We start from the raw sequence: 5,906 nt of genomic DNA on the forward strand, positions 1-5,906 counted from the left end.
GACGAGCTCGGCGGCGTACGGCAGCTCGACCAGCGTCTTGCCCACGGCGATGATCCTCAGCCGCTCGGGCACGCCCAGCCGGATCGCGTGGCGCATCATCGAGACCAGCGGCACGACGCCCGTGCCCCCACCGATCGCGAGGGCGGGCTCGTCGCCGGTCCAGGTGAACCAGCCCCCGATGGGGCCGCGCACCTCGAGCACGTCGCCGACCTCGGCGACGTCGTGCAGGTGCCCGGAGACCTCGCCGTCGGGCATCCACTCGACCATCAGCTCGACGAGGGGGTCGGCCGGGTCGGAGGCGATGGAGTACGAGCGCTGCGCGGTGTAGTCGTCAGGCGCGCGCAGACGGACGACGTAGTGCTGGCCGGGCAGGTGCTCGGTGCGGCCCGCGACGTCGAGGCGCAGGCGCACGAGCCGGTCGTCGCGCTCGATCTCGACGATCGTCGCGGTGGTCCACGGACCGACGCGCGGGATGCTGGTCACGGGTCGCCCTGGTAGCGCTGCTCGAGCCACGGGTCGCCACGGTCGTGGTAGCCGTTCTGCTCCCAGAACCCGGGACGGTCCTTGGCCATCACCTCCAGGCGCGTCACCCACTTGGCCGACTTCCAGAAGTAGAGGTGCGGCACGAGCAGCCGCACCGGTCCGCCGTGGTCGACGGTGAGCGGCTTGCCGTCGAAGACCCACACGACCCACGCCTTGCCGCCGCGGAGGTCCTCGATCGGCAGGTTCGTCGTGTAGCCCGAGGCCGTGTGGGCCATCACGAACGCGCCCTCGGGCAGCGGGCCGGCGGCGTCCAGGAGCGTGTCGACACTGACGCCGGTGAAGGTGGTGTCGAACTTGCTCCACGTCGTGACGCAGTGGATGTCGCCGGCGTACGACGACGTGGGCAACGCGTGGATCTCGTCCCACGACCACTCCTGCGGCGTCTCGACGAGACCGTCGATCTTCAGCGACCAGGAGTCGACGTCCACGCGCGGCGTCGCCTCGGCGGTCAGGGACGGGAAGTCGGTGCCGGTGTCGTACTGGCCCGGCGGCAGGCGGTCTTCGCGCGCCGGGTCGGACGGGCGGCGGCGTCCGGTGAAACCGCGGGTGACAGGCATGGGTTCATTCTGACCGGTGCACCTGAGAACCCGTCGATCGCCCGAGGTGCATTCCGCTCAGGCTGCGTCGACGCCGTTCTCGACAACGGCTTCGTGACACAGGCGAAGCACGTGATCGGTCTGGCCGGGAGCGAGCTCGTAGGCGCACAGGAGCGGGAAGTCGACCTGCGCGCGCAGGGCGGCCCAGGCAGACTCCAGCTCGAGTGCGAGGTGGCCGTCGCCACGTCGCCAGTAGCGGTCGACGACCTCACCGTAGATGCGGAGGCTCGGCCGGCTGGCGCTGAGGGCGCGTGCACGATCGCCGACGAGCCGCTGGAAGCGGGCCGTGTCGATGTGCCCGTCGCGCAGCAGGGCGCGGTCGAGGGACTCGGCATCGATGGGGACGTACTGTCCGGTGGCCTGGACGGCGTCCGGATCGATCCCGAGGTCGGCCAGGGCGGAGGCGACGCGCGCGAGCCGCGGCGGGGTCACCGCCATCACGACGGCCTCACCGCGGACGAGTCCGTGAGCGGCGTACGACGCGAGGCCGGCGACGAGCGGGTCGGAGCCGCTGCTGTCGTCGCTCCAGAAGATCACGGAGTGCCCGTGCACGGCCTGGTCGGGCAGCAGCGTGTGCTGGGTGACGGGGAGTGCGGGAACGGTGACGGTGAACCGGGTGCCGTGGTGCTGGTCGTGGGTTGCCGAGCCGCCCATCGCCTCGGCGAGCTGGCGCACGATCATGAGGCCGAGGCCGCTCCCGCCGAAGCCGCTCGAGCTGTCGCCACGGGAGTAGCCCTCGAAGAGGTTGGGGTGCAGCTCTTCGGGGACCCCAGGTCCGTCGTCGGTCACGCTGAGCCGGATCGATCCGGCGTCGCGTACGGCGGTCACGCCCACGGAGGAGCCGCCGTAGCGCAGGGCGTTGCCGAGCAGGTTGTCCACCACCTGGGCGAGGCGAAGGGGGTCGGCCAGGACGACCAGCTCGGGCGACACGTCGAGGGAGACCGTGACGCCTTCTGGCACGGGACGGCCGGCGAGCGACTGCTCGCAGACCTCGATCAGCGGCACCGCTCGCCGGGCCAGCTCGAGGGACCCGCGATCGGCGAGGTGGGACGTGCCGAGGTCATCCAGCAGCCTCACCAGCATCTGGCTGCGACGTTCGAGCACCAGGCACAGGTGCTCGACGGCTTCGGGGGTCAGCACCTCGCGCCCCACCCGCAGCTGCTCGGCTCCTTCGTGGAGCACCATCGCGGCGTTGCGCATGTCGTGCATGAGTTGTGCTTCGAGCTTCCTCATCAGACATTCCCCTCATACATGACAGTACGCCTGTTCGAGGAATCGGCAACGGGTCCGTGCGCGCGGTGGACGGGCGACCGGCGGCGATCGGAGCCCAGACCTTCAGCCGACCCGGCCACCCGAACCGCCGGGGTGGGGCACTCCTAGACTGCGCCCATGCCTGAGATCACCCGAGACGAGGTCGCCCACCTGGCGAACCTCGCCCGCATCGACCTCGACGCAGCGGAGCTGGACCACCTCGCCCCGCAGCTGTCGGTCATCCTCGAGTCCGTCGCCTCCATCAGCGCGGTCGCCAGCGACGACGTCCCACCGACGTCGCACCCGCTGCCGCTGACCAACGTCTTCCGTGAGGACGTCGTCGAGCCGTGCCTCACCGCCGAGCAGGCGCTGGCCATGGCACCCGAGTCCGAGCAGCAGCGCTTCTCCGTGCCGCGGATCCTGGGGGACGAGCAGTGAGTTCCATCAAGAGCACCGCGGCCGAGATGGCCGCAGCACTGGCCGACGGCACCACCACCTCCGTCGCCCTGACCCAGGCACACCTCGACCGCATAAATGCCGTCGACGGCGCCGTGCACGCCTTCCTCCACGTCGACGCCGAGGGCGCGCTCGCCCAGGCCGCTGCCTCGGATGCCCGTCGCTCCGACGGTGCCCCTCTGCACGACCTCGACGGCGTGCCGATCGCGGTCAAGGACGTCCTGGCCACCCAGGGCCTGCCGACCACCTGCGGCTCGAAGATCCTCGAGGGCTGGATCCCGCCGTACGACGCCACCGTCGTCGCCAAGCTCAAGGCGGCGGGCCTGCCGATCCTCGGCAAGACCAACATGGATGAGTTCGCGATGGGCTCCTCCACCGAGCACTCCGCCTACGGCCCGACCCACAACCCGTGGGACCTCGACCGGATCCCCGGCGGCTCCGGCGGTGGCTCGGCGGCAGCGGTCGCGGCCTTCGAGGCGCCGTTCGCGCTCGGCACCGACACCGGCGGCTCGATCCGCCAGCCCGGCGCCGTCACCGGCACGGTCGGGGTCAAGCCGACGTACGGCGGGGTCTCGCGCTACGGCCTCGTGGCGCTGGCCAACTCCCTCGACCAGGTCGGACCCGTCACCCGCACGGTGCTCGACTCCGCCCTGCTCCACGAGCTGATCGGCGGCCACGACCCGCGCGACTCGACGTCGGTCGACGCACCGGTCCCGGGCCTCGTCGCGGCGGCCCGCCAGGGCGCCGGGGGAGACCTCAGCGGCGTCAAGGTCGGCGTCATCAAGGAGCTCGGCGGCGAGGGCTACCAGGACGGCGTGCAGGCACGCTTCCAGGAGTCGGTCGACCTGCTGGTCTCGATGGGTGCCGAGGTCGTCGAGGTCTCGTGCCCCAGCTTCGTGCACGCGCTCGCGGCCTACTACCTGATCCTCCCGGCGGAGGCCTCGAGCAACCTCGCGAAGTTCGACGCGATGCGTTACGGCCTGCGCGTCTTCCCCGAGGGTGTCGACGCCCCCAGCGCCGAGGAGGTCATGCGCGCCTCGCGGGACGCCGGCTTCGGCGACGAGGTCAAGCGCCGCATCATCCTGGGCACCTACGCGCTGTCCAGCGGCTACTACGACGCCTACTACGGCCAGGCCCAGAAGGTGCGCACGCTGATCTCGCGCGACTTCGCGGCCGCCTACGAGCAGGCCGACGTCCTGCTCTCGCCCACCGCGCCCACCACGGCGTTCAAGCTGGGGGAGAAGCTCGACGACCCGATCGCGATGTACCTCAACGACCTCGCGACCATCCCGGCCAACCTGGCCGGAGTGCCCGGCATCTCGCTGCCCAGCGGCCTGGCCGACGAGGACGGGCTGCCGGCCGGCATCCAGATGCTCGCGCCGGCGCTGGCCGACGACCGCCTCTACCGGGTCGGCGCAGCGCTCGAGACAGCCCTCGCCGAGAAGTGGGGCGGGCCGTTGCTCGACCGGGCCCCGAGCCTGACAGGAGACGCCTCATGAACAGCATGACCGAGACGGTGCTGGTCGACTTCGACGACGTCCTGGCCTCCTACGACCCCGCGATGGGGCTCGAGGTGCACGTCGAGCTCAACACCAACTCCAAGATGTTCTGCGGCTGCCCCACCGTCTTCGGCGGGGAGCCCAACACCCAGGTCTGCCCGACCTGCCTGGGCCTGCCCGGTGCGATGCCGGTCGTCAACCGCAAGGCCGTCGAGTCCGCCATCCGGATCGGCCTGGCCCTCAACTGCGACATCGCCGAGTGGTGCCGCTTCGCGCGGAAGAACTACTTCTACCCGGACATGCCGAAGAACTTCCAGACCTCGCAGTACGACGAGCCGATCGCCTTCGAGGGCTACATGGACGTCGACATCCCGGTGGTCGGTGGCGCAGATGGTGAGACAGAGACCTTCCGCGTCGAGATCGAGCGCGCCCACATGGAGGAGGACACCGGCAAGTCGCTGCACGTCGGTGGGGCCACCGGCCGCATCCACGGCGCCGACCACTCGCTGGTCGACTACAACCGCGCCGGCATCCCCCTCATCGAGATCGTCACCAAGCCGATCATGGGAGCGCGCGAGAAGGCTCCGGCGATCGCGAAGGCGTACGTCGCGCAGCTGCGCGAGCTGATCGTGGCGCTCGGTGTCTCCGACGCCCGGATGGACCAGGGCTCGATCCGCGCCGACGTCAACCTCTCGCTGGCCCCCAAGGACGCCGGTGGTCTCGGCACCCGCAGCGAGACGAAGAACGTCAACTCGCTGCGCTCGGTCGAGCGGGCGGTCCGCTACGAGATGCAGCGTCACGCGGGCATCCTCGACGCCGGCGGCTCGATCCTCCAGGAGACCCGTCACTGGCACGAGGACACCGGCATCACGACGTCCGGCCGCGAGAAGTCCGACGCCGAGGACTACCGCTACTTCCCCGAGCCCGACCTGGTGCCCGTCGCCCCGTCGCGCGAGTGGGTCGACGAGCTGCGCGGCACGCTCCCGGAGAACCCGACGGTCAAGCGCGCCCGGCTGCAGCAGGAGTGGGGCTTCACCGACCTCGAGATGCGCGACACCGTCGGGGCAGGAGCCTTCGGCCTCGTCGAGGAGACCATCGCGGCCGGTGCCACGCCCCAGGCCGCCCGCAAGTGGTGGCTCTCCGACCTCGCCCGTCGCGCCAACGAGTCGGCCACCGACATCGCCGACCTCGGCGTCTCGCCCACGCAGGTGGCCGAGGTGCAGGCCCTGGTCGACTCCAAGACCATCAACGACAAGCTGGCGCGCCAGGTCTTCGACGGCCTGATCGCCGGCGAGGGCACGCCCGAGGAGATCATCGCGGCCCGCGGTCTCGCGGTCGTCTCGGACGACGGTGCCCTCGGTGCCGCCGTCGACGTCGCCATCGCCGCCAACCCCGACGTCGCCGACAAGATCCGCGACGGCAAGCTCGCCGCAGCCGGTGCGCTCATCGGGGCGGTCATGAAGGAGATGAAGGGCCAGGCCGACGCCGCCCGCGTCCGTGAGCTGATCCTCGAGAAGCTCACCTGACCCTCGCAGCATCCGTCCCTGGCGGTGAGTCGGCG

6 protein-coding genes are annotated in these 5,906 nt (G+C 70.9%); 3 read left to right on the forward strand and 3 right to left on the reverse strand.

The annotated features are described in order from the left end of the window. The 3 genes from VOI19_RS12445 to VOI19_RS12455 form a co-directional block, all read right to left on the reverse strand. Positions 1–483, reverse strand: a 483-nt coding sequence (locus VOI19_RS12445) for an FAD-binding oxidoreductase (protein ID WP_323793280.1), incomplete at its 3' end; no start/stop codon positions are given. Further along, entirely contained in the window at positions 480–1,100 is a 621-nt protein-coding gene (locus VOI19_RS12450) for a sulfite oxidase-like oxidoreductase (protein WP_323793281.1), read from the reverse strand. The genes VOI19_RS12450 and VOI19_RS12445, both read right to left, overlap by 4 nt. A 57-nt stretch (positions 1,101–1,157) precedes the next feature. Continuing rightward, positions 1,158–2,372, reverse strand: a complete 1,215-nt coding sequence (locus VOI19_RS12455) for an ATP-binding protein (RefSeq protein ID WP_323793282.1) — start codon at positions 2,370–2,372, stop codon at positions 1,158–1,160. A 156-nt stretch (positions 2,373–2,528) separates the two neighbouring features. On the opposite strand from VOI19_RS12455, the gene gatC reads away from it, so the two are divergent. Genes gatC through gatB form a run of 3 tightly spaced genes read left to right on the forward strand, consistent with a single transcriptional unit; the run spans position 2,529 to position 5,871 of the window. Then, a complete protein-coding gene (gene gatC, locus VOI19_RS12460) occupies positions 2,529–2,828 on the forward strand; it encodes an Asp-tRNA(Asn)/Glu-tRNA(Gln) amidotransferase subunit GatC (RefSeq protein ID WP_323793283.1) in 300 nt (99 codons plus the stop codon). Positions 2,829–2,854: 26 nt separating this feature from the next. After that, complete coding sequence (gene gatA / locus VOI19_RS12465) at positions 2,855–4,345, forward strand: Asp-tRNA(Asn)/Glu-tRNA(Gln) amidotransferase subunit GatA (protein ID WP_323793285.1); 1,491 nt, start codon at positions 2,855–2,857, stop codon at positions 4,343–4,345. A 5-nt stretch (positions 4,346–4,350) separates the two neighbouring features. Beyond that, complete coding sequence (gatB, locus tag VOI19_RS12470) at positions 4,351–5,871, forward strand: Asp-tRNA(Asn)/Glu-tRNA(Gln) amidotransferase subunit GatB (protein ID WP_416366377.1); 1,521 nt, start codon at positions 4,351–4,353, stop codon at positions 5,869–5,871. Positions 5,872–5,906 lie beyond the last annotated feature (35 nt).

This window comes from Nocardioides sp. (genome assembly GCF_034670285.1).
In the GTDB taxonomy this organism is placed as follows: domain Bacteria; phylum Actinomycetota; class Actinomycetes; order Propionibacteriales; family Nocardioidaceae; genus Nocardioides.